Here is a 23719-nt window from a genome sequence, read left to right as displayed (position 1 = left end):
TATAGGTACGTGACCGATTCGCCTGAAGCCCGACTGCTGGTCGTCGAGGACGATCCGAACATCCTTGAGTTGCTGGCCGCCAGCCTGCGGTTCGCCGGATTCACGGTGACTCCGGCCGCGAGCGGAGCCGACGCGGTGGAGGCGGCGCAGCGCCGCCGTCCGGATCTCATCGTCCTCGACGTCATGCTGCCCGACATGGACGGGTTCGACGTGGTACGGCGCCTGCGGGGCGGGGGGACCCACACCCCGGTGGTCTTCCTCACGGCCAGGGACGCCACCGAGGACAAGATCAGAGGGCTCACCCTCGGCGGGGACGACTACGTGACCAAGCCGTTCAGCCTCGAAGAGGTGATCGCGCGCATCCGCGCGGTGCTGCGCCGCACCGCCGGCGACCCGACGGCCCCGCCGCCCCGGATGACCTTCGCCGACATCGAGCTGGACGAGGAGAGCCACGAGGTGTGGCGGCGGGGCACGGTCATCCCGCTGTCGCCCACGGAGTTCAAACTGCTCCGCTACTTCATGGCGAACGCCGGACGGGTGCTGTCCAAGGCGCAGATCCTCGACCACGTGTGGGACTACGACTTCCGCGGTGACGCCGGGATCGTCGAGTCATACGTGTCCGTGCTGCGCAGGAAGATCGACAACACCAGCCCCCGGTTGATCCACACTCTTCGCGGCGTCGGCTACGTCCTGCGCACCCCTCCTTCGTGAGCTCCCTTCTCGCGGGCAGGCGAGCGGCCCTGGCGTCCCTCTTCGCGCGGACTCCGCTGCGGATCAAGCTGATCGCCACGATGCTCGCGCTCGTCGCCATCGCGCTCGCGGGCATCGGCGCGGGCAGCGTGTCGGTGCTCCGCGGCTACCTCGTCGACCGGGTCGACCAGCAGCTCGCCGCGTTCGCGCAGGACGTCGCGCGACGCCTGGAACGCGGCCCAGGCCTGGGCGGCGGCCCCGGCCTGGGCGGCGGCCCCGGCCTCGGCAACCGGGTGCCCCCCGACGGGCTCATCCAGCTTCGCGACCTCGACGGCCGGCTCGTCGCCACGCTCGCCGGGCTGGAGGCCGAGCACCTGCCCGGTCCCGTGCTGCCGGACCTCGCCACGTCCGCGTGGCAGCCGGCGACCGTGCCCGCCGAGTCGGGGGGCGGGGAATGGCGGCTGAGCGCCGCCTCGGTGGCGGGCATAGGGAGCGTGGTCATCGCGATCGACCTGTCGTCGGTCAACCAGATCACCGCCCGGCTCGCCCTGACCGAGCTGCTCGGCGGCGGCCTCGTCATGGTCGTCCTCGCAGTCTTCGGCGTCGTGATCGTGCGCAGGAGCCTGCGGCCGCTGGTGGAGATGGAGCACACCGCGGCGGCCATCGCGGCCGGCGACCTCGGCCGCCGCGTGCCCGACCCCGACCCGCGCACCGAGGTGGGCAGCCTCGCGGCATCCCTGAACGGCATGCTCGCCCAGATCGAGACCGCCTTCCGCGCCCGCGAGATCTCCGAGGCGGCGGCCCGCACGTCCGAGGAACGCATGCGGCGCTTCATCGCCGACGCCTCGCACGAGCTGCGCACGCCGCTGACCTCGATCCGCGGCTTCGCCGAGTTCTACCGCCAGAACCCCGCGGGCGACCCCGCCCGGCTCATGCGCCGGGTCGAGGACGCCGCCGCCCGCATGGGCGTCCTGGTCGAGGACCTGCTTCTGCTCGCGCGCCTGGACCAGCAGCGGCCGCTCGCGATGAGCTCGGTCGACCTGCTCGCCCTGGCCGCCGACGCCGTCCAGGAGGCGCGCATCCTCGCCGGCGACCGCGACATCGCCCTGGAGGTGACCGGCGAGACGGCCCCGATCGTCTCCGGGGACGAGGCGCGGCTCCGCCAGATCGTCGGGAACCTGATGAGCAACGCGCTCGCCCACACCCCTCCCGGCACGCCCATCACGGTCCGGGCGGGAGCGGGCGGCGCCACCGCGTTCCTCGAAGTGGCGGACAAGGGCCCCGGGCTCGCGCCGGACCAGGCGCAGCGCGTCTTCGAACGCTTCTACCGGGCCGACCCGTCCAGATCCCGGGCCCCCGTCGTCCCGGCCGGTCAGGGCGGCACGCCCGGCGACGCCGGCGCGGTGGAGACCGCCCCGGCCGGCACGGGAACGGCCGGTGCGGGAACGGCCGGTGCGGGAACGGGCGGTGCGATGGCAGGCGGGAGCGGGCTGGGGCTGGCCATCGTGGCCGGGCTGGTCGCCGCGCACGGAGGCACCGTGACCCTGGCGACCTCACCGGGAGCCGGCGCCACCTTCCGGGTCGTCCTGCCCCTGTCGCCCGACGTGCCCGATCACGGCGACGAGTGGTGATCCTCCTCGGCGATGCGGCCGTCGACCAGGCGGATCACCCGGCCGGTGCGCCGGGCGACGTCCTGCTCGTGGGTGATGAGGACGATGGTCCGCCCCGCCTGGTGCAGACGGTCGAAGACATCTAGCAGTTCGGCGGTCGCCCGGCTGTCGAGGTTTCCGGTGGGCTCGTCGGCGAGCAGCAGCGTGGGCGCCGTCACCAGGGCCCGGGCGATCGCGACGCGCTGCTGCTGGCCGCCGGACAGCCGGTTCGGCTCGTGGTCCTTCCTGTCCGACAGGCCCACGAGGTCCAGCGCGGCGAGGGCCCGCCTGCGCCGTACGGAGGAGGGCACGCCGCCGTAGGCGAGCGGCAGCTCCACGTTGGCCAGAGCGGACATCCTCGGGATCAGGTTGAAGGTCTGGAACACGAACCCGATCTTCCGGTTCCTGATGAGGGCCAGCCGGCGCTCGTCCAGGCGTCCGACATCCACTCCGTCGATGAGATAGCGCCCCGCCGTCGGCACATCCAGGCAGCCCAGGATGTGCATGAAGGTGGATTTCCCCGACCCGGACGCCCCCATGATGGCGACGTACTCGCCGGGACGCACGGTCAGCGACACCCCGCGCAGGGCCGCGACCGCGGTCTCCCCGTCGCCGTAGGTCTTCCTGACATCCCGCGCCGCGATCACAGCCGACATCGGGCCTCCTTAGGGCCGGCGTCCGGCTCTGCCGGGGACCTGCGGCGCTGACCGCCCGCCGCTCCCGCGCATGGCCGCTTTGCCCTGCCTTTACCCTCGAGTAAAGATCGTTAGCGGTCCTGGGGGAGGCGGGCGGTGACGATCAGGCCACCGCCGTCGCGGGGGACGGCCTCGGCGGTGCCGCCGTGCGCGCGGGCGACCGCGCGCACGATGGACAGGCCCAGCCCGGCGCCGGACGCCGATCCGGTGCGGTCGCCGTCGAGGCGGCGGAACGGCTCGAACAGGCGGGGCACCAAACCGAGGGCGATCTCCGGGCCGGTGTTCTCCACCGTGACGAACACCCCCTTCGCGTCCGATCCGGTGCGCACGGACACGGTCCCGCGTTCGTCGTTGTACTTGACCGCGTTGTCGGCGAGGTTGGCGATCACCCGTTCCAGCAGGACGGCGTCGCCGATGGCCGGAGCGGGCCGGAGGTCGGTCTCGATGCCCTGGTAGGCCGCGATTCCCTGGTAGCGGGCGAGGGCGGAGCGGGCGAGGTCGGACAGGTCGACCGGTTCACGGTCGGTCAGCTCCCGCTCGGTGTGGGCGAGCGTGAGCAGGCCGTCGATGAGACGTTCCTGGCGGGTGTTCGAGGCGAGCAGCTCGTCGCGTACCGGCCGCAGCCCCGCCGGGAGCGCCGGATCGGAGAACGACACCTGCAGCAGTGCCCGGTCGATCGCGAGCGGCGTCCTGAGCTCGTGCGAGGCGTTGGCGACGAACCGGCGCTGCCCGTCGAAGGCGCGGTCGAGCCGTTCGAGCATGGAGTCGAAGGTGTCGGCCAGCTCTTTGATCTCGTCACGCGGGCCGTCCATGGAGATCCGGCGGTGCAGCGTGCTGTCGGACAGGCGGCGGGCCGTCTCGGTGACCTTCTGCAGGGGCGACAGCACGCGCCGGGCGACGGCCCAGCCGACGGCGAGCCCGGCCAGCCCGACGAGCACCGTGGCCAGGATCGACCACACCACGGTCGAGGTGATCACCTGATCCTTGTAGGCGTTCACCTTGGCCGCGACCTGCCGGAACAGGACCTGGTCCGCGGGCTCCGGCGGCAGGTCCAGCCCGACGGGCCGGCCATCGATCGTGACCGGCCGGCTGACGATCCGCGTGACGACGAAGAAGTTGACCATCACCAGGATGCCCGCCGCAAGGAAGAACAGGCTCCCGTACACGACGGTCAGCCGCCATCGGACCGGCAGGCGCCGCCCGTTCACAGCCGGTATCCCGCGCCGGTGACCGTCTCGATCAGCGGTGGCGGGCCCAGCTTCCTGCGCAGCGTCCCGACGGTCACCCGTACCGAGTTGGTGAAGTAGTTGATGTTCTCGTCCCATGCCTTCTCCAGCAGGTCCTCGGCACTCACCACGGCTCCCTCCGCGCGCAGGAGGACCTCCAGCACGGCGAACTCCTTCGGGCTGAGCGCGACGTAGTGGCCGTCCCTGAACACCTCGTGCCGCGCCGGGTCCAAAGTGATGCCGGCCCGTTCGAGGATGGGCGGGACCCGGGCCGGCGCCCGGCGGGCCAGCGCACGCAACCGGGCCACCAGTTCGGGGAAGTCGAACGGCTTGGCCAGGTAGTCGTCCGCGCCGAGCGACAGTCCTTCCACCTTCGAGCGCAGGTCGCCCGCCGCGGTGAGCATGATGATCCGGGCCGGGACCCGCTCGGCGGCGAGCCTGCGGCACACCTCGTCGCCGTGGATCAGCGGCAGGTCCCGGTCGAGCACGATCACGTCGTAGTCGTTGGTCATCGCCCGCTCCAGGGCCGCGTCGCCGTCGTACACGACGTCCACCGCCATCCTCTCCTTGCGCAGTCCGCTCGCCACGACGTCGGCCAGGACGCGTTCGTCCTCCACGATCAGCACCCGCATGTCGCGATGATCCCAGGAATCGTCCACCATGCCCCAAGGCTCCGTCCGGTCGTCAACGGGATGTCACGCCGTGGAAAGGGCCAGCGTCGGCGACATCCGGGCGGCGCGCATCGCCGGGTAGATCCCGGCGACGGTGCCCACCAGCACCGTCGCCGCCAGCCCGCCGCCCAGCGCCCACGCCGGCAGCACCATGGGCAGGTCCCGCCACGCCGCGTAGCCGTAGGTGACGATGGCGCCGAGGAGCGCGCCGCTCGCCCCGCCGAGCCCGGCGAGCAGCAGCGACTCCGCCAGGAACTGGAGCCGCACCTGCCCGCTGGTCGCGCCGAGCGAGCGGCGCAGGCCGATCTCCTGCCTCCGCTCCAGCACCGAGATGACCATGGTGTTGGCCACCCCGACGCCGCCCACGAGCAGCGCGACCCCGCCGATGCCCAGCAGCAGGCTGGTGAACGCCCCGGCGGCCGCCGCCCGCGCCGCCAGCGCGTCCGAGGGGCGGGTGACGGTGACCTCCTCCGGATGCTCGGGGTTGGCCGTGCGCGCCAGCACCTCCCGCACGTCCGAGATGTGCTCGTCGGCGACCCTGGTGTAGACCGTGGTGGGATGCCGGTCGAAGTGCAGGACCGACCCGGCGGCGGGGAAGCCGACCAGCGCGGAGACGTCGATCTCCTCGGCGAGCGGCGACTCCTCCAGTACGCCGATCACCGTCCACCACTGGCCGGCGACCCACACCGGGTCCCCGGCCGTCGCGCCCAGCCGCTCGGCGGCCGTCGCGCCCAGCACCACCGCTCGTTGCGCGGCGGTCGCCTCGTCCAGCCAGACGCCTGCCCGCACCCTTGTCTGCAGGGTCGCCGGCAGGTCCAAGGATGTGGCGCGAACCTGCAGGCCGCCGGTGCGGGTGCTCGGGATGCGGTCGTTGCGGTAGACCGGCACCCCGGTGTCGCCGGTCTCGCTCGCCATCCGGACCGGGCCGATCGCCCGGATCATCGCGGGCGCCCGCTCCGGCAGCTTCGCCTGCCCGCCGAAGAGCTGCTGACCGGGAACGACCGCCAGCATGTTCGTGCCCAGCTCGTCGAGCTGCCGCAGCAGCCGGGCCTGGCTGGAGAACGAGATGCCCAGCACCGCCACCATGGTCGCGATGCCGATCGCGATGCCCAGCGCCGAAAGGATCACCCGCGTAGGCCTGGTGCGCAGCCCCGCCGCGCCCACCCGCACGACGTCCCCCACGCTCAGCCGCGCCGGAACCAGCCGGTCACCCCGGTACGCCGCCGCCCGGTCACTCATGCCCGCCGCTCCTTCCCCTCGTCGGCGACGACGTGGCCGTCACGCAGCCGGATCCGGCGGGGCGCGGCGTCCGCGACCCCGTCGTCGTGGGTGATGATCGCCACGGTGGTGCCCGCGGCGTTCAGCTCACGCAGGATCGAGACGATCTCGGCTCCCGACGCGCTGTCGAGGTTCCCGGTCGGCTCGTCCGCCAGCAGCAGCGACGGCTCACCTACCACCGCGCGGGCCACCGCCACCCGCTGCCGCTCCCCGCCGGACAGCCGGCCTGGCGGGTGTCCCAGCCGGTGGCCGAGGCCGACGCGGGTGAGCGCCTCGGCGGCCCTGGTACGGCGCTCGCGCCGCGGCACCCCGGCGTACAGCAACCCGTCCGCGACGTTGTCCAGTGCCGGCGCCCCTTCGGCCAGATGGAACCGCTGGAACACGAACCCGATGTGCCGCGCCCGCAGCGCCGACAGCTCCCGGTCGCCCAGCCCGGCCACGTCGTAGCCCGCGATCCGCACCATCCCGGCCGAAGGCCGGTCCAGCGTGCCGATCATGTGCAGCAGGGTCGACTTGCCCGACCCGGACGGGCCGGCGATCGCGACCAGTTCCCCGGCCGCCACCCGCAGATCCACTCCGCTCAGCGCGTGCACGTCGCCCGGGTACTTCTTGGCCACACCGGTCAGCTCGATCACCAGGTTCGCGGTCATATCGCCGGCACCTCGACCTTCATGCCCTCGGCGAGGCCGGTGCCGGAGACCTCGACGCGGCTCACCGCGTACAGGCCGGTCCTGACCGGGACCACACGGGTCGTGGCGCCGTCCACGATCCGCACGCCGTAGCCGCCCTCGCGCAGGGCGAGCAGCGCCTCGACCGGCACCGACAGCACGTTCGCGTGCCGCTCGGTCCGCAGGTCGACGGTCACCGGAGCCTGGTCGAGGCGGCCCGGCTTTCCGGTCAAGGTGGTCTCGACGCCGATCGTCGCCTGGCCGTCCGCGCCGTCCTGGCCGGCGGCGGCGGTGGCGGTCGCCCCGACCGAGGAGATCCGGCCCTTGACCGTGCGGCCGTCCGGCAGCTCCACGGTCACCTTCGCGCCCACCCGGGCGAACTGCTGGTAGGACGCCTGCAGGTCGATGTGGACGGTCCGCCGGGTGCCGGTGGTCGTGACGACCGACGCCCCGGCGGGATCGCCCTTGAGCGCGGTGGCGCGGGCGACGCGCAGCGGTCCTGAGGCCACGATGACCTGGGCGGAGTCGACCGAGCCCGTCTCGGTCAGCCCGTTGTCGTCCTGCCACTCCCGTACGGCCTTGGCCGTCCGCCAGGTGAAGTCGCCGTCGACGGTGCCCGGCGGGTAGCCGAGCGCCGCGAGGTTGCGCTCGAGCTGCTCGACATCGGCGCCGCCGGAGCCGGGGCGAAGGCTCCGGTACACGGGGATCGTCCCGTACATGAGGACGACGGGGCGCCGGTCGACCTCGTACAGCCACCCGCCACGGCGCACCACCGTCCCCTCGGCGCGCGTCCTGGTCACCGTGCCGCGCGCATGGTTCGGCTGGACCCGGCGGCCCTGGTAGCCGAGCGTGCCACCGACCCGTTTGGTGTCCACCAGGTCCGAGCGGGTGATCTTCGCGGTCGCCGGCACGGCCCGGGCGGCCGTCGCGCCGGTCCCAGCCGAGTCCTGGTTCGTGGCGCGGGCCCCGGCCGAGCCCTGGTCCGTGGTGCCTCTCTCGGCGGAGCCTTGGGCCGTGGCACCGCTGGACGGTCCGGCGGATCCGCCGGTGAGAGCGGTCACCGCCGCCCCTCCACCGGCCGCGACGGCCGCCGCCACCACGGCCATCACCACCGTCCTGCGGCTCACCGTGCTTCCTGGATCATGAGGGGCCGGCACGCCTCCTGCGCCGCCCGCACGACCGGCGCGTCCTTGTCCATCCCTGTGGGTAATTCCTGTTTGATGCCGCCTTTCGCATCTTGTTGCGGGTCGGGCATGTTCACCCCGTGCTCGCGCATGCATACGGCGAATTTCAGGGCCTGGTCCATGAGCTTCTTCTTCTCATCGGCCGGCATCTCCGGAAGGTTCGGGGCGTATTGCTTGCAGGCCTCCTCCGCGGCCTGTCCCGTCCGCGGGTCGGGGCCGCGGACGCTCAGCCCGTCGTCCCTCTCGACCACGGTGAGGCCGTGCTCGCGCAGGCAGGACGCGTACTTCGCGAGGTCGGCGGAGGAGGTCGGCGAGCCTGCGCCGTTTCCGCCGGAGGCCACCCCGGCATCCGGCGGGTCACCGCCGCACGCGCCGAGGATGAGCGGGATCGCGACCAGAGCGGCGATCCGGATTCTCGTGTTTGCCATGTCAGACAAATACCGAGAGCCCATTAAACATGCGTTAAGCGAATTTGCTTACGTGGTTTTTATCTCCGATGATTTCGGATCGCGCGCTCAGGTGGCAGGGGTGGCCGCGAGGCCGGGGAAGGCGTCGTCCGGGAAGTCGCCAGAAGTGGTGCTGCCCGGCAGTTCGAGCTGGTCGCCCTCCGAGAGGCCGGAGCGGATCTCGACGTACTGGTCGCCGCGCACGCCCAGCTCGACCGTCCGCTCGACGCTCTGCCCGCCGTTGCGGACGAGCACGGTCGCCACGCCGTCCGCCCGGGTCCGTACGGCCTGCGCGGGCACGTACACGGCGTTCTCGGCCTCGTCGAGCGTGACCTGGACGGTCGCGGTCTGCCCCAGCAGCAGGCCCTTCGGTCGGCGGTCGAACGCGATCATCACGCCGTACTGCACGAGCTTGTTGGTGGTGGTCGCCGTGACGTCGATATGGGCTACCTTGCCGTCGTAGGTCTCCCCGGTCCGGGTGGCCAGCGACACCGACGCGGGCTGGCCGACCTTCAGGCGGCCGACGTCCGTCTGCGAGAACATGGCCTTCACCTGGAGCTCGTCCAGGTTGCCGAGGGTGATGAACGCCGACCCAGCGACGGCCTGCGTGCCGACCGTGCCGGACACGGTCAAGATCGTGCCCTTCGCGGGCGCCTTGATGGTCACCCCGGCCAGCGCGTCCTCGGCGTTCCGCAGCGCCGTCGTCGCCTTGCTGACGTTCGCCTCGGCCTGCGCCACGGTGGTCACCTGCCCGCCCTGGCCGGCGCGGGTGCCTCCCTGGCCGCCCTGCGCCCCCTGACCGGCCTGGCCACGGCCGTTCTGCCCGCTTTGGCCACCCTGGCCTTTGCCGCCCTGAGGCGACGGGCTGGGCTTGCCGGTCTGGCCGCCGTTCGCGCCACAGGTGGCGGACGGCCGCGCGGTGGGCGTCCCGCTCGCCTCGGGGGCGGCGGTCGGCCCGCCGGCCGGCGGTACGACGATGACGACCGTCCCCGACGGCCTCGGCGTCGGCTTCACGGTGGGCTGCGCCGTGGGCTTGACGGTGGGCTGCGCCGTGGGCCGTGCCGTCGGCTTCACGGTGGGCCGTGCCGTGTACGTGTGCGACGGGGAGGCGACGGGCGTGGCCTTCGTCGGTGTCGCCGTGGGCGCGGCGTGCCGAGCGGTCTCCTTGAGCGTCCTCTTCGTCCTCGTCGGTGCCGGCTTGTGCGCGGTCTTCGACGGGGTGGGCCGGCGGGACCCGGTACCGCCTTCGGCCCGCTCGGTCGCCGCGGGTTTCGGGGTGGAGGTCGATGTCGCGGTGGGACTGGGCGTAGGAGTGGGGGTGGGGGTCGGCGACGGGGTGGCCGAGGGGCTCGGAGCGGGCGCGGAGCTCGGTGCCGGGGAGGGATCCGCCGGGGCCGGACCGTCGCCGGCCTCGGCCACGGTCCGGTCGGCCGGATCCGCCACGGGGATCTCCGCCGCCGCCAGCCTGGCCGCGTTCGGAGTGATGGTGACGCCGATGCTCGGGACGGCACTGGGCTCGGAGGTGGGCGAGGTGTCGGGCCTCCCCGTAGGCGCGGGGGCGGCGGACGACGGCGGGCACGACGGCTGGGTGGAAGGCGAAGCGGACGGCCGCCCTGACGGCGAACCCGTCGGCGCCGGCGTGGACGGCCGTGCCGAGGGCTGGGCCGACGGTCCGGCGGACGGCCGGGCCGTCGAGCGGCCGGTGGGGACGGCGGAGGGTGTGCCGCCGCCGCTGGGGACGGCCGAGGGTGCGCCGCTGCCGGAGGTGCCGGAACCGCCGGAACCACCGGAGGCGCCGGACGGGGCGTTCTGGGCCTCCTCCAGCTTGTCGCGCGTCTCCTCCGCCGCGGCGAGGGACGCCTTCGCGGCCGTGTAGTCCTCGCGCGCGAGCGTGTCGTCGATGCGGGCCAGCACCTGTCCCTTGGCGACCTTCTGCCCGACGGACACGTACACCTTCTCGACCGTGCCCGAGGCGCCGAAGGCCAGGTCGCGGGTGTTGGCGTCCACCGTGTTGCCCGCGGCCGAGGCACCGCTCACGATCGTGCCCCGCCTGGCCGACGCGAGTTCGATGCGCGCCCCCGAGGAGGCGTCTCCGCCGCCGAGGTAGACCAGGCCGGCCGCCACGAGGACGACTCCGGCAAGGGCGAGTCCCCCGACGCGTACGGCGGTAGGCGGAGTGCTCGATCTCATGCGGCCATCCTGGTCAGCCGACGTCACTCCCAGCTCAGCCCGGCCTGAGAGTTTCCTGTGTATCGGCGGGGGGGGAGGCCATGCTGAGCTGCGGTTTCGAGTTTCCAGGCGCGCGCGGGCAGGGCAGGCGATGATTTCGGCGGCGGAAACGTCCCGGTCTTTCAGGAAACCTTCAGGGACGGCGGAGGTTCGCCCAAGCGGGGTGGTCCAGGCTCAGGGGTCGTGAAGCTGTCGACGAAGCGCAGAGCGCTGATCGTGAACGGTGCCCTCGGGGTGCTGTTGCTGGGAGGCGCCGGCGTGGCCTATGCCTCCCTGAACGGGGGCTCCTCCGCCGAGGTGGCGCCTTCGACCACGCCCGTCACCCGAGGCACCGTCCTGTCGTCGATATCGGCCTCAGGCGCGGTGGAGAGCGCCAGGACCCGGTCACTCGGCTTCAGCACGAGCGGCACGGTCGAGAAGATCTATGTTGAGAGCGGTGACAAGGTCACCAAGGGCCAGCTCCTCGCCCGCATCGACGACACGGCCGCGCAGGAGAGCCTGGACGCCGCGACGGCCGGCCTGACCGCGGCGCAGGACGGCGACACCTCGACGGCGTCGGGCTACTCGCAGTACGTCCAGGCCAGGAACTCCTATCGGGACGCCAAGCGGACGCTCGACGGCACCGTGATCAAGGCCCCGTTCAGCGGCACGATCACCGCCGTGAACGGCACGGTCGGCGGCTCGTCCTCCGGATCGGGCACGTCGTCGGCGAGTTCGGGCTCCTCCGGCTCCGCTGGCTCCTCCGGCTCTTCGGCCGCCTCCGGAGGTTCGGGGAGTTCGTCGTCTGGGAGCTCGGGATCCTCGAGCGGCTTCATCGAGATCGCCGACACCAAGCGGCTCCAGGTGGTCGGTAACTTCACCGAGTCGGACGTCACCAAGCTGAAGGCCGGCCAGACGGCGACCGTCACCTTCGACGCGTTGCCCGGTGTCACCGCGTCGGGGAAGGTCACGCTGATCGACCCGGTCGCGCAGACCAGCAACAACGTGGTCCAGTACGCCGCGACCGTCTCCCTCACCGACGTGCCGAAGGCGGTGCGGCTGGGGCAGACGACGAGCGTCCAGGTCATCGTCGCCAAGGCGGACGACGTCCTGACGGTTCCCACCTCGGCGGTCAGGACCGCCGGCGGCCAGAACACGGTCACCGTGCTGGTGAACGGGAAGCAGGTCGCCAAGACCGTGGAGATCGGGGTCAAGGGCGACTCGACGACCGAGATCAAGTCCGGCGTCCAAGAGGGCGACCAGGTGGTGCGCACGACGGCGGCCGGGACGGGTACCGGCACGCAGGGCGGCTTCCCGGGCGGCGGCTTCCCCGGCGGCGGCGGCGGTGGCGGCATCCGCATCGGTGGCGGCGGCGGCGGGGGTGGACGATGACCCTTCCCGGTGGTCCACTGCCAGACGGTCCCGCGGGTGCGCCTCCGGTCCTGGACGTGCGCCAGGTGACCAAGGTCTACGGCGACGGCGACGCCACGGTGCACGCCCTGCGGGGGGTCTCGCTCATCCTCGAGCGCGGCGACTACGTCGCGATCATGGGAGCCTCCGGGTCCGGCAAGTCGACGCTGATGAACATCCTCGGCTGCCTGGACGTGCCCAGCGCCGGCAGCTATCTCGTCGACGGCACCGACGTCGGCTCCCTCGACGACCGGCAGCTGGCCGTCCTGCGCAACAGGAAGATCGGCTTCGTCTTCCAGTCGTTCAACCTCATCCCCCGCATGAGCGCGCTGGCGAACGTCGAGCTGCCCCTGGCGTACGGAGGCGTGAGCGCGAGCACGCGCCGCGAGCGGGCGCTCGCGGCGCTGGACCAGGTGGGTCTCGCGGACCGCACGCACCACGACCCGAACGAGCTGTCCGGTGGACAGCAGCAGCGGGTCGCCGTCGCCCGAGCCCTGGTCACCGCGCCGTCGCTGCTCCTGGCGGACGAGCCGACGGGAAACCTCGACACCAAGTCGACCGCCGACGTGCTGCAGATCCTGGACCGGCTCAGCGACATGGGACGCACGATCGTACTGATCACTCACGAGGACGACGTGGCCCTTCACGCCAAGCGGGTCATCCGCCTGGTCGACGGCCTGATCGTCGAGGACCGCCGCCAGGCGCCCGTGGACGGGCCCCCGCCGAGGCTCTCGAGGGTGGGGCCATGAACAGCCGCCATGAACATCAGGGCACGGAGCGACTCGGGCGAGGAGCGGTGAGCGATCGATGAACGCCTTGGAGGTCCTGCGCTTCGCCGTACGCGGCCTGACGGCCAACAAGATGCGCAGCGCCCTCACCACGCTCGGCATCCTCATCGGAGTCGCCGCGGTGATCCTGCTGGTCGCGGTCGGTGAGGGCTCCTCGCAGGCCATCCAGCAGAACATCCAGCGGCTCGGCTCCAACACCCTCACCGTCATGCAGTCCTTCTCGGGCGGCGGAGGCGGGGGACGCGGCGGCGGCGGAGGCGGCGTGGTCGCCGGGGGCGGCGCGGGCGGGGCGCAGCAGCAGCAGGGCGGCACCGGCCCGCGCACCCAGGCCAAGGAGCTGACCCTCGACGACGCCAAGGCCCTCGCCGACACGACCAACGCGCCCTCGGTCAAGAGCGTGTCCCCGGTGGTCACCGCCTCGGCCCAGACGGCGACGTACCAGGGGGCGAGCCACTCCATCCAGCAGCTCGTCGGCACCTACCCGAGCTACTTCGAGGCGTCCAACAAGCCGGTGGCCAAGGGGTCGTACTTCGTCAACGACGACGTGCTGGCCGCCAGGAAGATCATCGTGATCGGGCAGACGGTGGCGGAGGACCTGTTCGGCACCGTCGACCCGCTGGGCAAGCAGATCAGCATCACCGGCGTGCCGTTCACCGTGGTCGGCGTCCTGAAGGAGGCGGGTTCGTCCGGCTTCCAGGACGGCGACGACGTCGCGATCGCGCCGCTGCCCGCCGTACAGCAGAGCCTCACCGGGTTCGGGTCCCTCGGCCAGATCATCGTCCAGGCCAAGACCGCGAGCGCGGTGGACGCGGCGCAGTCGGAGATCACGCAGATCCTGGACCAGCGTCACGGCATCACCGGAACCACCACCGCCGACTACCGGATCCTCAACCAGGCGACACTCCAGGAGACGGTCAGCGCCGCTACCGGCACCTTCACGGTGCTCCTCGGCGCCGTCGCCGCGATCAGCCTGCTCGTCGGCGGCATCGGCATCACCAACATCATGCTCGTGACCGTCACCGAGCGGACCCGCGAGATCGGCATCCGCAAGGCCATCGGCGCGCCGCGCGGCGCGATCCTCGGCCAGTTCCTCGCGGAGGCCACGATGCTCAGCCTGGTCGGCGGCCTGCTGGGCGTCGCCATCGCGCTGATCGGCAGCAGGTTCACGATCGCCGGCGTACAACCGGTCATCGTGCCCACCTCGATCGTTCTGGCCCTCGGCGTCTCGGTCGCGATCGGGCTGTTCTTCGGCAGCTATCCGGCGAACCGGGCGGCCAAGCTGCGCCCCATCGAGGCGCTGCGGCACGAGTGACGTACGGCCATCCAAGGAGAAATCATGAGTACGAGCAGGCGCAAGCCGTACGCGACGGAGGAACCGGTGACGGCGGACGATCTGCTGGACAGCTCGCCGTTCGAGGGTGACCTCGACGCCGAGCTCGCGGCCCGCCCCGAGGGACGCCGGATGTCCACGCTGACCCTGGTCCTCGGCGCGGGCGTGGTGCTCGTGGTCGGCATGCTCGCGGGCATCCAGGCGCATAAGACATGGGGCTCCTCCAGCGGCGATCGGGCGGCCGCGGGGCAGAGCCTTCTCGCCGGTGCCGGTGCCGGCGGCTACGGCGGGCAGCGGACCGGCGGCGCCCGGCTCGGATACCCCGGCGCCGGCCAGGGCCAAGGACAGGGGCAGGGGGCCGGCCAGGCCGCCGGCGGCGCGTTCGGCAACGTGACGGTCGGCACGGTCAAGCTCGTCGACGGCGACAAGATCTACCTGGAGACGGCGGGCGGCGGCGTCGTCACCGTCAAGACGTCGGGCGACACCAAGGTTCAGGTCAGCAAGGAAGGCAAGCTGAAGGACCTGAAGCCCGGCAGCACCGCCGTCGTCCAGGGCGAGCGCGCCAGTGACGGCTCCGTCAACGCGACCTCGGTGAACCAGGGCGGCGCCACCAGCGGCTTCGGCGGCAACCGGGGTGGTGGCTGATGCGTCCCCCGGAACGCCGGCCGGGGGAGCACGAGCAGGCGGCAAGCCGAGGGGGGACACGACGTGCCTGGTGAGGCGAAGCTGCTGATCGTCGACGACGAGCCGAACATCCGCGAGCTGCTGTCCGCGACCCTGCGCTACGCCGGGTTCGACGTCATGACCGCCGCCGACGGGCGCGAGGCGGTCCAGCTCGTGGAGCGCGTCCGGCCCGATCTGGTGGTCCTCGACGTGATGCTCCCCGACATGGACGGCTTCGCGGTGGCGAACCGGCTCCGTGCCGGCGGCAGGCGGACCCCCGTGGTCTTTCTCACGGCCCGTGACGAGAGCGAGCACAAGCTGACCGGGCTCGGGCTGGGCGACGACTACGTGACCAAGCCGTTCAGCCTGGAGGAGGTGCTGGCCAGGATCCGGGCGGTGCTCCGCCGCACGAGGGCCGACCTGGACCTTCCCACCCGGCTCCAGGTGGCGGATCTGGAGCTGGACGAGGAGGGCCACCAGGTCTGGCGGGCCGGCGAGCGGGTGAAGCTGTCGCCCACCGAGTACAAGCTGCTGCACTACTTCATGGTCAACGCCGGTCGCGTGCTGTCCAAGGCGCAGATCCTCGACCATGTCTGGAACTACGACTTCGGCGGGGACAGGAACGTGGTCGAGTCGTACGTCTCGTACCTGCGGCGCAAGATCGACACCGTGGAACCCCGGCTCATCCACACCCTCCGAGGGGTGGGTTACGTACTACGCGCACCACGGCTATGACACCGAAGCCCCTCCAGGTGCTGAAGCGGCGGCTCGCGCGATCGCCGTTGTGGCTCCGCCTGGTCGTGGGAACGCTCCTGCTGGTCACCCTCGCGATCACCCTGACCGGCGGGGTCGCCGTCCAGCTGCTCCGCGGGTACCTCGTCGACCGGGTGGACCAGCAGCTCGAACTCGCCGGCATGGCACGGCGCGACGTCAACGCCCCGCCCCCGCCGCAACTGCGGGACCCCACCCGCCTTCCGCGGCAGTTCGGCCAGTTCTACATGGCCGTGCTCCGGCCTGACGGCACCATCGAGCGAACGCTCCAGGAACCCCCTGACGGCGGGGACCCGCCCCCCGCCCTGTCGCTGCTCAGGATGGGCGCGCCGCGCTCCGGGAAGCCCCAACCGTTCACCGTGGAATCGAACGCAGGGACGCGCTGGCGGGCGTTCTCGGTGGCCGACGGCGCGCGGTTCCGGGTGATCGCGATCCGCATGGACGACATCGACGCCACCGTCACCCGGCTCGCGGTCATCGTGGCCAGCGTCGGAGGGGGTGTGCTGGTGGTCCTCGGAATCGCCTGCCACTGGCTCGTACGGCGCAGCCTGCGCCCCCTGGGAGAGATCGAACGGACCGCGGGGGCCATCGCGGAAGGCGACCTGTCCCGGCGCGTGCCGCTGCGGCATCGCCGTACCGAGATGGGACGGCTCGGCAGGGCGATCAACGGCATGCTCGCCCAGATCGAGGCCGCCTTCGACGACCGTGAGGCCTCCGAGATCGCGGCACGCAAGTCGGCCTTCGAGGCGCGCAGGTCGGAGGATCGGATGCGCAGGTTCGTCGCCGACGCCTCACACGAGCTCCGCACGCCGCTCACCTCGATCAGAGGGTTCGCCGAGCTGTACCGCCACGAGACTCCGGACCTGGAGGAGGCGGCGAGGCTCCTGCGAAGGATCGAGGACGAGGCCACCCGCATGGGCCTTCTCGTCGACGACCTGCTGCTCCTCGCCCGGCTCGACCAGCAGCGCCCCCTCGAACGGCAGCCCGTCGACGTGCTCAGCGTGGCGGCCGGAGCCGTGCTGGACGCCCAGACGCTCGCCCCGGACCGCGAGATCGATCTCGTCCGGCTGGACGACTCCGACAGGGCGGTCACCGTGACCGGCGACGAGACGCGGCTCCGCCAGGTGATCACCAACCTGGTCGGCAACGTGCTCCGGCACACCCCGGCCGGCACGGCGTTCCGCGTGGGCGTCGGCAACCTCGAAGGCCAGGTCGTGGTGGAGGTGGCGGACGAGGGGCCCGGACTGCCGTTGCAGGACGCCGAGCGGGTGTTCGAGCGCTTCTACCGGGCCGACCCCTCCCGGTCGCGGAACGGCGCGGGCGGCACCGGCCTCGGCCTGTCGATCGCCGCCGCCCTGGTCCAGGCGCACGGAGGCGTGATCACCCTGGACAGCGAACCGGGGCACGGCGCCACCTTCCGCGTCGTCCTCCCCAACGACGGCTGACGGGCCCGGGGAGGGACCGGACAGGTTGACAGGCGAAATTCAGGTCGGTCCCACCTGACGCTGAGTTTGATGGCCTGTAATGGTGATTGCCCAAGTCCCTCGGTTTCCCGATGGAGTTCGCTTCGTGAATGTGTTGCCCCGTGCTCTCAGCTTCGCCACCGTAGCGGCCGTGCTGCTGGTCTCCGGATGTGGTGCCGACTCGAACGCCACGACCGGCGCCCAGGCGTCACCTAGTGGTTCCGCCGGCCAGGCTGCCGCGGCATTCGCTGAGTGCATGCGCAAGAACGGCGTGAACATGCCTGATGGCCGCCCAAGCGGCGCACCCACGGCTCGACCGAGCGGTTCCCCGTCAGCTCGGCCGAGCGGGGGACCGGGGGGCTTCGGCACCATGTCGCCGGAAGCGCGCAAGGCGTTCGAGGCGTGCCGCTCGCTGATGCCCCAAGGCCGCTCCGGGCAGGGCGGCGGCCCGCGTGGCGGTATTGACGACTCCGCGATGCAGGCGTTCCGCTCGTGCATGAAGGACAACGGCGCCGAGATCCCGGCCAACGGCGGCATGCGCCAGCTGAAGACCGACGACCCCGCCATCGCCCAGGCCCTCAAAAAGTGCGGCCCCCTCCTCCCCACCGCCACCGCCACCCCCCAACCCAGCACCTGACCCAGACCCCCGGCCAGGCCATTGTGTACGGCGGGTGGGCCGGTGGAGCGGGTGGTTTGCGTTGAGTGGGGATACCTCGGCGCCGCTGGGGCATGACCGGTCATATGGCAGGGAACAATGGGCTGCTCGCGGCTTTGGAGACCCTGCGGCGTCAGCTCGATCACGATCTGTTCCCCCTCGCGATCGGGGACGTCGCATCGCATCGTCGTGCCCTCAAGGAGCTGAGAGGGCAGCTCGACGACTACCTGCTGCCGCGCGTCGCGGCCATGGACGCCCCGTTGCTGGCCGTGGTCGGCGGTTCGACCGGGGCGGGCAAGTCCACGCTGGTCAACTCGCTGGCCTGCGCCGACGTCGCCGAGCCGGGGGTGCTGCGCCCGACGACCCTCGCGCCGACGCTGGTCGCGAACCCTGCCGACGAGGCGTGGTTCACCCGGCAGAACGTCCTGCCGGGCCTGTCCAGGACGACCGGACGCGGTCGCGGTGAGCCGGGCACGCTGCGCATCGTCACGGCCGACACCCTTCCGCCCGGGCTCGCGCTGCTGGACGCGCCCGACATCGACTCGGTGGTCACCGCCAACCGCGAGATAGCGGCCCAGCTTCTCGCCGCCGCCGATCTGTGGCTGTTCGTCACCACGGCCGCCCGTTACGCCGATGAGGTCCCGTGGGGCTTCCTGCGCAGTGCCAGGGAGCGGAGCACGGCCCTCGCGGTGGTCCTCGACCGGGTGCCTCCTGAGGCGCTGGAGCCGGTCACCGCGCACCTGACCCGCCTGCTCGACGCCAACGGGCTCGCCGGCACGCCGCTGTTCAGCGTGCCGGAGGTGGCGCTGCCCGAGGAGAACGCCCGCCTGCCGGAGGAGGCCGTACGGGCCGTGCGCGGCTGGCTGGCCGAGATCGCGGCCGATGCCCACACTCGCGCGCAGGTCGTGCGCAGGACGCTTTCCGGAGCGTTGGACAGCATCGCGACCCGGGTCCCGGCCCTCGCCGACGAGGCGGACCGGCAACGGGCGGGCGTCGCCGACCTGCTGCTGTCGGTGGAGTCGGCCTACGGGGCGGCCATGGCCACCTTCGACGACGGGATACGGGACGGTTCCCTGCTGCGCGGCGAGGTGCTGACCCGCTGGCAGGACTTCATCGGAACCGGCGATCTCATGCGCTCGCTGGAGTCGCGCATCGGCTGGCTTCGCGAGCGGATCGTCTCGGTGTTCATGGGCACGCCTCCCCCCGACACCCGGCTGAAGGTCGCCCTGGAGACCGGGGTGGAGTCGTTGATCCGCTCGGCCGCGGACGCCGCCGCGGAACGCGCGCTGGAGGCCTGGTCGGGCATGCCCGCGGGCCGCGACGTCATCGAGCGCGCCGGCGCCGTCGCGGCGGGCCGCCTCGGCCGCGCGTCCTCCACGCTGCCCGACCGGGCCGCCTCGACGGTGCGCGGCTGGCAGGCGTACGTCCTCGATCTCGTGGCCAAGGAGGGCGCCGAGAAGCGCACCACCGCGAGGCTCGCCTCCTTCAGCCTGAACGGCGCGGGCCTGCTGCTCATGCTGCTGGTGTTCTCCTCCACCGGAGGGCTCACCGGCATCGAGGTCGGCATCGCCGGAGGGACGAGTGTGCTGAGCCAGAAGCTGCTGGAGGCCGTGTTCGGGGACCAGGCCGTGCGCACCCTCACCCAGGCGGCCCGCGAGAACCTCCAGGAGCGGGTGCGCGCGCTGCTCGAGGAGGAGGCCGGCCGCTTCACCTCACTGCTCGACGGCGTCGGCCCGCCCGAGGAGATCTCCGCCGACCTCCGGCGGGCGGCGCAGGCCGTACGGGATTACCGCGGCGACATCGACAGGCCGGCTCCGGCGGCAGCCGCCTCATGGGAGGTCGACGCCCCCGCCGCCGGAGGCGCCGCGCCGGCTCCTTCGTACCCCGTGGACATGCCGTGAAGGTGCTCCGGCGGCCGAAGGCCGTATCGCTGGACGACAGGCTCGCCGCGCTGGCCGAGGCGGCGGAGCTCGCCCAAGGGCGGCTCCAGGCGACGGCGCTGGCCAGGGTCGGGGACGTGGTGTCCCGCGCGGGGGCGCGGCGGAGCCTCTCAGTGGATCACACGGTGGTGGCGCTCGCCGGGGCGACGGGCAGCGGTAAGTCCTCGCTGTTCAACATGCTGTCGGGAACGTCGCTGGCGAGAGTCGGGGTGACCCGGCCGACGACGTCGGCGGCGCAGGCCGCGATGTGGGATCCGGAGGGCGCCGGGCCGCTGCTCGACTGGCTGGAGATCCCGCGCCGCCACATGGTCGACGGCGCCGACGGCACGCTGGCCGGCCTGATCCTGCTCGACCTGCCCGACCACGACTCGATCGAGGCGGCCCACCGCCTGGAGGTGGACCGCCTGGTCTCCGTGGTGGACCTCCTGGTGTGGGTGCTCGATCCGCAGAAGTACGCCGACGCGGCCGTCCACGAGCGCTATCTGCGGCCCCTCCGCCGGCACCGGGACGTGACGGTGATCGTGCTGAACCAGACCGACCGCCTGACCCCGGCGGCGGCGGACCGCTGCATGGGGGACCTGCGCCGGCTGCTGGCCGAGGACGGCCTGTCGGACGTGCCCGTAATCGGGACCTCCGTCCCGGAAGGCAGGGGCATCGCCGACCTGCGGTCGACGCTGGCCAAGAGGGTCGCGGACCGGCGCGCGTGGGCCGCCCGCCTGGAAGCGGACGCAGAGAGGGCCGCCGACCTGCTCGCCGCGGCCTCGTCGGGCGCCCTGGTCGCGCAGGTACCGGCCGGCACGAGCGGGAGCGCGGACGGCTCCCAGACCTGGGCGGAGGAGGCCCGAGGCCTGGAGATGCGGGCGGAGGCGGCGCGAGGGCCGGTGGAGACGTGGACGGAGGCGGCGCGAGGGCTGGAGAAGCGGGCCGAGGCCGCGGAGAAGGCGGTGCCGGACGCGCTGGGCAGGCCGCTGACGGCCGCGCTCGCGGAGGCGGCGGGCGTGCCTCTGGTGGTGGAGGCCGTCGCCAAGGCGCACCGCCACCGGTCGATCGCGGCCACCGGCTGGCCGGTCACCCGCTGGCTGCGGCGGTTCAGGCCGGACCCGCTGCGCCGCCTGCACCTCGGCACTCCTTCGGCGGCCGCCGGTGGGCGCACGTCGATCCCGGCCGCCACGGGGGTGCAGCGCTCGCGCATGGATACGGCGATCCGGGACGTCGGTTCCGCCGCCTCGGCCGACCTCCCCGAGCCGTGGGCGGTCGCCGTGCGCGGGGCGGCCCGGTCACGGGCGGACGAGCTCGCCGAGGCGCTGGACCGCGCGGTGTCGGTGACGTCGATGGGCGCGGGCCGCCGGCCCCGGTGGTGGCGGGCGGTCGGCCTGCTCCAGTGGCTGCTGTTCGCCGCCATGGTCGCCGGGGTCGCCTGGCTGTCCGTGCTGTTCGTCGTCGACTACCTGAGGTTCCCCGAGGTGCCGACGCCGACGCTTCAGACCGTCCCGTGGCCCACCGTCCTGCTGGTCGGCGGAGCGCTGGCCGGGTTGCTGATCGCGTTGCTGTCCAGGGTGGCCGCGGCCCTGGGCGGCGCCCGCAGGGCACGCAAGGCGCGGCGGGCGCTGTGGGGCAGCGTGGGCGAGGTGGGCCGCGAGCTGGTCCTCGACCCGGTACGGGACGAGTTGTCGCGCGCCCGTCGCTTCGCCGCCCTGCTCACCACCGCCCGCGGCTGACCGCGTCCCGCTGCGCGGCCCGCGGACCCCCTTCCCGCCGCTACCTGACCCCGGAAGTGGCCCGCACCATCGCGGTCGAGATCGCCAACGCCACTTTCGCCGCCCGCGGCGCCGTCGCGGTGGAAGGGGCCCCGGCCAGCCTTCCGGCACCTCACCTGAGGCCGGTGTGCCGTTGGCCGACCGGGGGCGGAGCAGGGTCGTATGCCCACGTCCTTATGCGACGGTGGCGGATTCGGCGGGGCGGTTGTAGGTGAGGAAGGCGGCACCGCTGTCGAGCACGGTGTGATCGGTGAGTTTCCAGGCGCGTGGGTCGAAGGTGGCAGTGCGGGAGAACAGCGGGATGCCGGTGCCGACGGTCAGTGCGCCCACTTTGAGGATCAGCTGGTCGATCTGCTGGTAGAGCGCGCCGGCCAGTTCGGCGCCGCCGAGCAGCCAGATGTCCTTGCCGTCCTGGCGTTTGAGGTCGCGTACCGTCTGGGCGGGATCGGTGGCGACCAGTTCGACGGCGGGGTCGGGGCTCTTGGTGAGGGTCCCGGAGAAGACCAGGTGGCGCAGGTGAGGGTAGGCGTCGGTGATCCCGGCCTTCAGTCCGATCTCGTAGGTGCGGCGCCCTTCCAGGACGGTGTCGAAGTGGGTGCCTTCGGCGGTGACCGACAGGGCGGTGCGGGCCGGGGCGGGCAGGGTCTCGGGGTAGTGGGCCGCGATGTGCTGGATGTAGTCGGCGGGCAGGGGCCAAAAGCCGTCCGGGCCGGTGGGGTCGGCGCCGTCCGGACCGGCGATGAAACCGTCGAGGGTGGTGGCGATGTAGTACACCAGCTTGCGCAACGGGAGGCTCTCTTTCGTGATGTTCGTGGCCGGGGCGGCTGGCCTGGGCGATGGCGGGGGAATGTCAGGCGGTGTCCGGGGCGGCCCACTCGACGAACTGGACGATCACTCCGTTGGGGTCGGTGACCTGGAACAGGCGCTCGCCCCAGGGCTCCTGACGCAGCGGCATGGTGATCTCCACACCGGCGTCACGCAGCCGCTTCTCCTGTTCCTGCAGGCCGCCGGCGAGGGTGAAGGCCAGGATCACGCCGCTGGCGCGCTGGTCGCGCTGCTCGGGCGGCAGCACCTGGATGCCACGGGCGAGCAGGACGACATCGACCGCGTCGGGGCGGGTCAGGGACGCAAAACCGTCGGCGGCCTGCTGGAGGCTGTAGCCCAGATGGGCGGTGAAGAACTCCTGGGAGGCGGTGACGTCGTCAACGGTCAGCGAAATGGTGGAGGCGGTGAACTGCACGAGTCTCCTTGGTGCGGTTGGAGCGGGGTCAGTAGCTGCGGCGGCGGGGCAGGGAGCGCAGGTGCCGGGTCTGCCGCGACGCGCGAATGCTGTGGGCGGCGGGCGGGCGACGCAGTTCGGCGCCGCGCAGCGCGGACCGCTGGGGCAGCTGCGGCTGGGGCATAGGGACGGACTCGACCACGGGCGGGACGAGGTCGTGAGTGAGCTTGCGCATGGGTGTCCCTTTCACACTCAGCGTTCCATCCGTCGCAAGTTTGCGACGGACGTAAATTTATCCTGAGATGTTCGAGAGTGTCAACATAAAGATGCTACGAGGGTAAGATTGCGACCATGGGCATCCAGACACCCCCCGCGACCACCGGGCTGCGCGAGACCAAGAAGCAGGAGACCCGGCAGCTGATCTCCGACCACGCGACCCGGCTGTTCATCGCCCAGGGCTTCGAGCAGACGACCATCGCCGAGATCGCCGCCGCCGCCCGCGTGGCCAAGAAGACCGTCACCAACTACTTCCCCCGCAAGGAAGACCTGGCCCTGGACCACCAGGAGCAGTTCGCCGCCTCCCTGGCCGGCGCCGTAGCCGCCCGGCACCCAGGAGAGTCGGCGCTGGCCGCACTGCGCCGCGCGTTCATCGACGCCGTGGCCGCCCAGGACCCCATCGCCGGGTTCTCCGGCCAGCAATTCGCCCGCATGATCGCCAACAGCCCGACCCTGAGCGCCTGCCTGCGTGGCCTGCACGACCAGCGTGAACACCACCTGGCGCGGGCCCTGGCCGAGGCCACCGGCGCCCAGTCCGACGACATCACCGTCCAGACCGCCGCCGGCCTGCTGAGCACCGTCCACCGTGTGCTGTTCCAGCGCATCCAAACCCTCACCCTCGCCGGACACCCCAACGATCAGATCGCCCAGGCCATCGCCGCCGAAGCCACCCAAGCCTTCGACCTGCTGGAGCCCGCCCTGTCCGGTTACGGCACCGCCTGACAGGCGCAT

At 72.3% G+C, this 23719-nt stretch carries 23 protein-coding genes; 12 read left to right on the top strand and 11 right to left on the bottom strand.

The window, feature by feature from the left end; translation table 11 throughout:
* The first annotated feature begins 9 nt into the window (after nucleotides 1-9).
* Nucleotides 10-711 (top strand): response regulator transcription factor, encoded by a 702-nt coding sequence (locus MYF83_RS14085; RefSeq protein ID WP_248960744.1) that lies wholly within the window; start codon nucleotides 10-12, stop codon nucleotides 709-711.
* 80 nt (nucleotides 712-791) lie between these two features.
* The gene (locus tag MYF83_RS42680) at nucleotides 792-2321 is read left to right on the top strand and encodes a sensor histidine kinase (RefSeq protein ID WP_279339530.1); all 1530 of its coding nucleotides are present in this window, start codon (nucleotides 792-794) and stop codon (nucleotides 2319-2321) included.
* Here MYF83_RS42680 and MYF83_RS14070 read toward each other — a convergent pair.
* The 8 genes from MYF83_RS14070 to MYF83_RS14035 form a co-directional block, all read right to left on the bottom strand.
* Nucleotides 2303-2995: an ABC transporter ATP-binding protein gene (locus tag MYF83_RS14070; protein ID WP_248960743.1), complete on the bottom strand. Its 693-nt coding sequence runs from the start codon at nucleotides 2993-2995 to the stop codon at nucleotides 2303-2305. The two genes, MYF83_RS42680 and MYF83_RS14070, sit on opposite strands and share 19 nt — an antisense overlap.
* A gap of 110 nt (nucleotides 2996-3105) precedes the next feature.
* A complete protein-coding gene (locus MYF83_RS14065; protein ID WP_248960742.1) occupies nucleotides 3106-4242 on the bottom strand; it encodes a sensor histidine kinase in 1137 nt (378 codons plus the stop codon).
* Complete coding sequence (locus MYF83_RS14060; protein ID WP_248960813.1) at nucleotides 4239-4892, bottom strand: response regulator transcription factor; 654 nt, start codon at nucleotides 4890-4892, stop codon at nucleotides 4239-4241. The genes MYF83_RS14065 and MYF83_RS14060 overlap by 4 nt, the downstream gene beginning before the upstream one ends.
* 63 nt (nucleotides 4893-4955) lie before the next feature.
* Nucleotides 4956-6170 carry an ABC transporter permease gene (locus tag MYF83_RS14055; protein WP_248960741.1) on the bottom strand — a complete coding sequence of 405 codons (1215 nt, stop codon included), beginning with the start codon at nucleotides 6168-6170 and terminating at the stop codon, nucleotides 4956-4958.
* Nucleotides 6167-6859: an ABC transporter ATP-binding protein gene (locus MYF83_RS14050; protein WP_248960740.1), complete on the bottom strand. Its 693-nt coding sequence runs from the start codon at nucleotides 6857-6859 to the stop codon at nucleotides 6167-6169. Before MYF83_RS14050 ends, MYF83_RS14055 begins: the two co-directional genes overlap by 4 nt.
* Entirely contained in the window at nucleotides 6856-8004 is a 1149-nt protein-coding gene (locus tag MYF83_RS43735) for a peptidoglycan-binding protein (RefSeq protein ID WP_248960739.1), read from the bottom strand. Before MYF83_RS43735 ends, MYF83_RS14050 begins: the two co-directional genes overlap by 4 nt.
* Nucleotides 8001-8489: a hypothetical protein gene (locus MYF83_RS14040; RefSeq protein ID WP_248960738.1), complete on the bottom strand. Its 489-nt coding sequence runs from the start codon at nucleotides 8487-8489 to the stop codon at nucleotides 8001-8003. Before MYF83_RS14040 ends, MYF83_RS43735 begins: the two co-directional genes overlap by 4 nt.
* An 87-nt stretch (nucleotides 8490-8576) precedes the next feature.
* Nucleotides 8577-10697, bottom strand: a complete 2121-nt coding sequence (locus MYF83_RS14035) for an efflux RND transporter periplasmic adaptor subunit (RefSeq protein WP_248960737.1) — start codon at nucleotides 10695-10697, stop codon at nucleotides 8577-8579.
* A gap of 222 nt (nucleotides 10698-10919) precedes the next feature.
* Here MYF83_RS14035 and MYF83_RS14030 point away from each other — a divergent pair, with 222 nt between their 5' ends.
* The 9 genes from MYF83_RS14030 to MYF83_RS13990 all read left to right on the top strand — a co-directional run bounded on the left by MYF83_RS14030 (nucleotide 10920) and on the right by MYF83_RS13990 (nucleotide 21453).
* A complete protein-coding gene (locus tag MYF83_RS14030) occupies nucleotides 10920-12107 on the top strand; it encodes an efflux RND transporter periplasmic adaptor subunit (protein ID WP_248960736.1) in 1188 nt (395 codons plus the stop codon).
* Nucleotides 12104-12874 carry an ABC transporter ATP-binding protein gene (locus MYF83_RS14025; protein WP_248960735.1) on the top strand — a complete coding sequence of 257 codons (771 nt, stop codon included), beginning with the start codon at nucleotides 12104-12106 and terminating at the stop codon, nucleotides 12872-12874. Before MYF83_RS14030 ends, MYF83_RS14025 begins: the two co-directional genes overlap by 4 nt.
* A gap of 58 nt (nucleotides 12875-12932) precedes the next feature.
* Nucleotides 12933-14225: an ABC transporter permease gene (locus MYF83_RS14020; protein ID WP_248960734.1), complete on the top strand. Its 1293-nt coding sequence runs from the start codon at nucleotides 12933-12935 to the stop codon at nucleotides 14223-14225.
* Nucleotides 14226-14249: 24 nt separating this feature from the next.
* Nucleotides 14250-14888, top strand: a complete 639-nt coding sequence (locus MYF83_RS14015; RefSeq protein WP_248960733.1) for a hypothetical protein — start codon at nucleotides 14250-14252, stop codon at nucleotides 14886-14888.
* Between the two features lie 63 nt (nucleotides 14889-14951).
* Nucleotides 14952-15641, top strand: a complete 690-nt coding sequence (locus MYF83_RS14010) for a response regulator transcription factor (protein WP_248960732.1) — start codon at nucleotides 14952-14954, stop codon at nucleotides 15639-15641.
* Complete coding sequence (locus MYF83_RS14005) at nucleotides 15638-17122, top strand: sensor histidine kinase (RefSeq protein WP_248960731.1); 1485 nt, start codon at nucleotides 15638-15640, stop codon at nucleotides 17120-17122. Before MYF83_RS14010 ends, MYF83_RS14005 begins: the two co-directional genes overlap by 4 nt.
* A 388-nt stretch (nucleotides 17123-17510) precedes the next feature.
* Complete coding sequence (locus tag MYF83_RS14000; RefSeq protein WP_248960730.1) at nucleotides 17511-17777, top strand: hypothetical protein; 267 nt, start codon at nucleotides 17511-17513, stop codon at nucleotides 17775-17777.
* A 104-nt stretch (nucleotides 17778-17881) separates the two neighbouring features.
* Nucleotides 17882-19696: a GTPase family protein gene (locus MYF83_RS13995; protein ID WP_248960729.1), complete on the top strand. Its 1815-nt coding sequence runs from the start codon at nucleotides 17882-17884 to the stop codon at nucleotides 19694-19696.
* The gene (locus tag MYF83_RS13990; RefSeq protein WP_248960728.1) at nucleotides 19693-21453 is read left to right on the top strand and encodes a GTPase; all 1761 of its coding nucleotides are present in this window, start codon (nucleotides 19693-19695) and stop codon (nucleotides 21451-21453) included. Before MYF83_RS13995 ends, MYF83_RS13990 begins: the two co-directional genes overlap by 4 nt.
* Before the next feature lie 213 nt (nucleotides 21454-21666).
* Here MYF83_RS13990 and MYF83_RS13985 read toward each other — a convergent pair whose 3' ends face one another.
* The 3 genes from MYF83_RS13985 to MYF83_RS13975 all read right to left on the bottom strand — a co-directional run bounded on the left by MYF83_RS13985 (nucleotide 21667) and on the right by MYF83_RS13975 (nucleotide 22946).
* Nucleotides 21667-22278: a dihydrofolate reductase family protein gene (locus MYF83_RS13985; RefSeq protein WP_248960727.1), complete on the bottom strand. Its 612-nt coding sequence runs from the start codon at nucleotides 22276-22278 to the stop codon at nucleotides 21667-21669.
* A 64-nt stretch (nucleotides 22279-22342) separates the two neighbouring features.
* Nucleotides 22343-22732: a VOC family protein gene (locus MYF83_RS13980; RefSeq protein ID WP_248960726.1), complete on the bottom strand. Its 390-nt coding sequence runs from the start codon at nucleotides 22730-22732 to the stop codon at nucleotides 22343-22345.
* Between the two features lie 28 nt (nucleotides 22733-22760).
* Nucleotides 22761-22946, bottom strand: a complete 186-nt coding sequence (locus MYF83_RS13975; RefSeq protein WP_248960725.1) for a hypothetical protein — start codon at nucleotides 22944-22946, stop codon at nucleotides 22761-22763.
* A gap of 116 nt (nucleotides 22947-23062) precedes the next feature.
* Between MYF83_RS13975 and MYF83_RS13970 the strand changes: the two genes are divergently transcribed.
* Entirely contained in the window at nucleotides 23063-23710 is a 648-nt protein-coding gene (locus tag MYF83_RS13970) for a TetR/AcrR family transcriptional regulator (RefSeq protein WP_248960724.1), read from the top strand.
* The last annotated feature ends 9 nt before the right edge of the window (nucleotides 23711-23719 follow it).

The organism is Sphaerisporangium perillae, from assembly GCF_023276435.1.
GTDB classification, from domain to species: domain Bacteria; phylum Actinomycetota; class Actinomycetes; order Streptosporangiales; family Streptosporangiaceae; genus Sphaerisporangium; species Sphaerisporangium perillae.
Note: the sequence above shows the minus strand (reverse complement) of the source record. Positions and strands in the feature narration are given on the sequence as shown.

What these genes read in the sequence shown, in the direction of transcription:
- MYF83_RS14025 (WP_248960735.1), top strand. Translation starts at nt 12,104, where the DNA reads ATGACCCTTCCCGGTGGTCCACTGCCAGACGGTCCCGCGGGTGCGCCT.
- MYF83_RS14070 (WP_248960743.1), bottom strand. Translation starts at nt 2,995, where the DNA reads ATGTCGGCTGTGATCGCGGCGCGGGATGTCAGGAAGACCTACGGCGAC.
- MYF83_RS14020 (WP_248960734.1), top strand. Translation starts at nt 12,933, where the DNA reads ATGAACGCCTTGGAGGTCCTGCGCTTCGCCGTACGCGGCCTGACGGCC.
- MYF83_RS14060 (WP_248960813.1), bottom strand. Translation starts at nt 4,892, where the DNA reads ATGCGGGTGCTGATCGTGGAGGACGAACGCGTCCTGGCCGACGTCGTG.
- MYF83_RS14000 (WP_248960730.1), top strand. Translation starts at nt 17,511, where the DNA reads ATGTCGCCGGAAGCGCGCAAGGCGTTCGAGGCGTGCCGCTCGCTGATG.
- MYF83_RS13995 (WP_248960729.1), top strand. Translation starts at nt 17,882, where the DNA reads ATGGCAGGGAACAATGGGCTGCTCGCGGCTTTGGAGACCCTGCGGCGT.
- MYF83_RS14055 (WP_248960741.1), bottom strand. Translation starts at nt 6,170, where the DNA reads ATGAGTGACCGGGCGGCGGCGTACCGGGGTGACCGGCTGGTTCCGGCG.
- MYF83_RS42680 (WP_279339530.1), top strand. Translation starts at nt 792, where the DNA reads ATGCTCGCGCTCGTCGCCATCGCGCTCGCGGGCATCGGCGCGGGCAGC.
- MYF83_RS14050 (WP_248960740.1), bottom strand. Translation starts at nt 6,859, where the DNA reads ATGACCGCGAACCTGGTGATCGAGCTGACCGGTGTGGCCAAGAAGTAC.
- MYF83_RS13975 (WP_248960725.1), bottom strand. Translation starts at nt 22,946, where the DNA reads ATGCGCAAGCTCACTCACGACCTCGTCCCGCCCGTGGTCGAGTCCGTC.
- MYF83_RS14005 (WP_248960731.1), top strand. Translation starts at nt 15,638, where the DNA reads ATGACACCGAAGCCCCTCCAGGTGCTGAAGCGGCGGCTCGCGCGATCG.
- MYF83_RS14035 (WP_248960737.1), bottom strand. Translation starts at nt 10,697, where the DNA reads ATGAGATCGAGCACTCCGCCTACCGCCGTACGCGTCGGGGGACTCGCC.
- MYF83_RS14040 (WP_248960738.1), bottom strand. Translation starts at nt 8,489, where the DNA reads ATGGCAAACACGAGAATCCGGATCGCCGCTCTGGTCGCGATCCCGCTC.
- MYF83_RS13970 (WP_248960724.1), top strand. Translation starts at nt 23,063, where the DNA reads ATGGGCATCCAGACACCCCCCGCGACCACCGGGCTGCGCGAGACCAAG.
- MYF83_RS14015 (WP_248960733.1), top strand. Translation starts at nt 14,250, where the DNA reads ATGAGTACGAGCAGGCGCAAGCCGTACGCGACGGAGGAACCGGTGACG.